Source organism: Oerskovia rustica, from assembly GCF_014836555.1.
Classification (GTDB): domain Bacteria; phylum Actinomycetota; class Actinomycetes; order Actinomycetales; family Cellulomonadaceae; genus Oerskovia; species Oerskovia rustica.
The window spans coordinates 1-2,392 of record NZ_JACSQQ010000073.1; the positions used below are offsets into that span (position 1 = coordinate 1).

At 72.5% G+C, this 2,392-nt stretch carries 2 protein-coding genes; both read left to right on the forward strand.

Annotated features, from left to right (window positions below; all coding sequences use genetic code 11):
- The first annotated feature begins 8 nt into the window (after positions 1-8).
- A complete protein-coding gene (gene ccsB, locus H9652_RS19455) occupies positions 9-878 on the forward strand; it encodes a c-type cytochrome biogenesis protein CcsB (protein ID WP_225228511.1) in 870 nt (289 codons plus the stop codon).
- 169 nt (positions 879-1,047) lie between these two features.
- The gene (locus H9652_RS19460) at positions 1,048-2,343 is read left to right on the forward strand and encodes an LCP family protein (RefSeq protein ID WP_318244287.1); all 1,296 of its coding nucleotides are present in this window, start codon (positions 1,048-1,050) and stop codon (positions 2,341-2,343) included.
- Positions 2,344-2,392: the final 49 nt, after the last annotated feature.

The window sequence follows — 2,392 nt, forward strand, 5'->3', positions numbered from 1 at the left end:
TGTCCCGGTTGGGGGCCAAGGAGCCGGAACCGGCGTCGACGGCCGCGACCGACACGACCACCGACGCCCCGGTCGCCGTCGCCGTGGCCACCCCGCCCAAGCCGGTCTCGCGCAAGGCCGCGGGCATCGGCATCTCCACGGGCTGGCTCGGGACGATCCTGCTGCTCGCGGCGATCGTGACCCGCGGCATCGCGGCGGGCCGTGCGCCCTGGGCCAACATGTACGAGTTCACGCTCGTCGGCGCGTTCGTCGCGATGGCGGTCTTCCTCGGCGTGAGCCTGCGCCGCGACGTGCGGTTCCTCGGTGCGTTCGTCACGGGGCTCGCGGTGCTGTTCCTCGTGGTCGCGCAGAACTCGTTCTTCCTCGCGGCGACCGGGGTCAGCCCGGCCCTGCAGTCGTACTGGCTCGTCATCCACGTGGGCGTCGCGATCATCGCCACGGGCATCTTCACGGTCGCGTTCGTCATGTCCTCGATCCAGCTCCTGCGCGACTCGCGCGAGAACGGCAACGGCTTCCTGGGCCACCCGGCCTGGCGGTGGCTCGACACGACGCCGAGGCCCGCGCAGCTCGAGGCCCTGAGCTTCCGGCTCAACGCGGTCGCGTTCGTGCTCTGGACCTTCACGATCATCGGTGGCGCGATCTGGGCCGAGCACGCATGGGGCCGCTACTGGGGCTGGGACCCCAAGGAGGTCTGGAGCTTCGTCGTCTGGGTCGTGTATGCGGCCTACCTGCACGCCCGCACCACGCGCGGCTGGTCCGGGCGCCGCGCGGCGTACTTCGTGCTCGTCGGCTACGCGTGCGTCCTGTTCAACTTCACGGGCGTCAACCTGATCTTCAACGGCAAGCACTCGTACTCGGGCATCACGACGCAGGAGTGAGCGCGTCGCGACGCCGCCGCACGCCTGCCCGCAGGGGCCGTCCCGTCCGCGGACGGCCCCTGCGGGCGTTCCCGGGCCCCGCACGAGCGGCGTCCCGTGAGGCTCACGGGACGCCGCTCCGCGGCCGGGTCCCCGGTGCGCGCAGGTGCGAGGGCTAGGCTCTGCCCTCGTGACTGACACCCAGGGGGACGACCGGCCGATCGACGGCGCCGACGGTGCAGGGGACGGGAACCGGGCGACGGCCGGCGGGAGCGGGGTCCGGCACGTCCGGACGCGGCGCGAGCACCGCGCCCTGCGGGCGGTCGGGCTCGTCACGACGGCGGTCCTCGCCTTCGGCGCCTCGGGTGCGACGGCCGTGCTCGTCAGGACGCTGGGGAACGTCGAGCAGGTCGACAACAAGGAGCTCGTGGCCCCCGAGACCGAGCGCCCGCCGGCTCCGGTACCCGACCCCGAGGACCCTCTCGCAGGGCTCCCCGTGAACCTGGTGCTGATCGGTTCGGACGACCGGTCCGGGGCGAACGCCGAGATCGGGGGAGCCGAGGAGGGCATGCGCTCGGACACCACGATGCTCCTGCACATCTCGGCCGACCGCTCGCGGGTCGAGCTGGTCTCGGTCCCGCGCGACCTGAGGATCGCCATCCCGTCGTGCACGGTCACGGGGGGCGGGACGACGCGGGCGTCGTCCCAGGCGACGTTCAACGAGGCGTTCTCCCGGGGCTGGGTCGGCGGCAAGGACCTCGCGTCGGCGGCGACGTGCACGCAGATGACGGTCGAGCAGATGTCAGGGGTGCGGACCGACGGCTTCATGGTCGTGGACTTCGCAGGCTTCCAGACCATGGTCGACGCCCTCGACGGGGTGCCGATGTGCATCCCCGAGGACATGGACGACAAGGAGTCGAACCTTCACCTCACCGCAGGGACGCAGACCCTGACCGGGGCTCAGGCGCTCGCGCTCGCACGAGCCCGGCACGGCCTGAGCGACGGGTCCGACACCTACCGCATGGGTCGTCAGCAGGCGCTGCTCGCGGCGATGACGAAGTCGGTCCTCTCCCAGAACATCCTCACGGACCTGCCCAACCTGCTTCAGTTCCTGGATGCCGCGACGAGCTCGCTCTCGATCAGCGGAGGGGTCGACCTCAAGGGGCTCGCGTTCTCGCTGCGGTCGGTGCGCCCCGACGCGGTGACGTTCCTGACGATCCCGTCCGGCCCCCAGCCGGGCAACGTCAACCGCGTGGTCCTGACGGCGGAGGCGGAGGACGTGTGGGCGCGGGTCGTGGCGGACCAGCCGGTCGTCCCGGAGGTGGAGGCGCCGCCCGCGCCCCAGGAGCCGTCCGCGCCGACCGGAGCCGACCCGGTCGTCCCACCGGTACCGACGACCCCGGAGCAGGCGGCGCCCGTCGACCCGCTGGCCGACCGCAAGCCTGGTGTGGCGATCACCTCGGCGGACGCCCAGGCTGCCTGCTGAGCGCGCGCGACGCCTGTCCCAGGCGTCGCGTAGGTCGTCGCTGCCGGAG